Origin of the sequence: Perlucidibaca piscinae DSM 21586 (genome assembly GCF_000420045.1) — a bacterium.
Lineage (GTDB): Bacteria > Pseudomonadota > Gammaproteobacteria > Pseudomonadales > Moraxellaceae > Perlucidibaca > Perlucidibaca piscinae.
In genome coordinates, this window is the sequence record NZ_ATUE01000002.1 from 1 (window position 1) to 1,501 (window position 1,501).

Annotated in this window: 1 rRNA gene; it reads left to right on the forward strand. The window is 54.5% G+C overall.

Annotated elements, in window-relative coordinates:
- Positions 1 to 1,501: ribosomal RNA gene (locus tag F595_RS0100045) — 23S ribosomal RNA — on the forward strand; the annotation flags it as partial.

The following is a 1,501-nucleotide window of genomic DNA, read 5'->3' on the forward strand; positions in this document are numbered from 1 at the left end:
CCCCCACGCCGAAAGACCAAGGGTTCCTGCGCAACGTTAATCGGCGCAGGGTGAGTCGGCCCCTAAGGCGAGGCTGAGAAGCGTAGTCGATGGGAAATCGGTTAATATTCCGATACTACTCATTATTGCGATGGGGGGACGGAGAAGGCTAGGTATACCGCGCGTTGGTTGTCGCGGAGAAAGGTGGTAGGCAGAGATTCCAGGCAAATCCGGAGTCTTAATGCTGAGAACTGAGACCAGGCCCCATGTGGGCTGAAGTTACCGATGCCATGCTTCCAAGAAAAGCCTCTAAGCTTCAGATAGTGAGTAACCGTACCCGAAACCGACACAGGTGGTCAGGTCGAGAAGACCAAGGCGCTTGAGAGAACTCTGGTGAAGGAACTAGGCAAAATGGCACCGTAACTTCGGGAGAAGGTGCGCTGCTGCGCGTGAAGGGCTTGCCCCGTAAGCGCATGGCAGCCTCAGAAACCAGGCCGCTGCGACTGTTTATTAAAAACACAGCACTCTGCAAACACGAAAGTGGACGTATAGGGTGTGACGCCTGCCCGGTGCCGGAAGGTTAATTGATGGGGTTAGCGAAAGCGAAGCTCTTGATCGAAGCCCCGGTAAACGGCGGCCGTAACTATAACGGTCCTAAGGTAGCGAAATTCCTTGTCGGGTAAGTTCCGACCTGCACGAATGGCGTAACGATGGCGGCGCTGTCTCCACCAGAGACTCAGTGAAATCGAAATAGCGGTGAAGATGCCGTTTACCCGCGGCTAGACGGAAAGACCCCGTGAACCTTTACTGCAGCTTGACACTGAACTTTGACTTTACTTGTGTAGGATAGCTGGGAGGCTTTGAAGTGACGACGCTAGTTGTCATGGAGCCGACGTTGAAATACCAGCCTGGTAACGTTGAGGTTCTAACCTGGCCCCCTTATCGGGGGTGGGGACAGTGTCTGGTGGGTAGTTTGACTGGGGCGGTCTCCTCCTAAAGAGTAACGGAGGAGCACGAAGGTGCGCTAATCACGGTCGGAAATCGTGAGGTTAGTGTAATGGCACAAGCGCGCTTAACTGCGAGGCCGACAAGCCGAGCAGGTACGAAAGTAGGTCATAGTGATCCGGTGGTTCTGTATGGAAGGGCCATCGCTCAACGGATAAAAGGTACTCTGGGGATAACAGGCTGATACCGCCCAAGAGTTCATATCGACGGCGGTGTTTGGCACCTCGATGTCGGCTCATCTCATCCTGGGGCTGAAGCAGGTCCCAAGGGTATGGCTGTTCGCCATTTAAAGAGGTACGCGAGCTGGGTTTAGAACGTCGTGAGACAGTTCGGTCCCTATCTACCGTGGGCGTTTGAGACTTGAGAGGAGCTGCTTCTAGTACGAGAGGACCGAAGTGGACGTACCTCTGGTGTTCCGGTTGTCACGCCAGTGGCATTGCCGGGTAGCTATGTACGGAAGGGATAACCGCTGAAAGCATCTAAGCGGGAAGCCCACCTCAAGATGAGGTCTCACTGG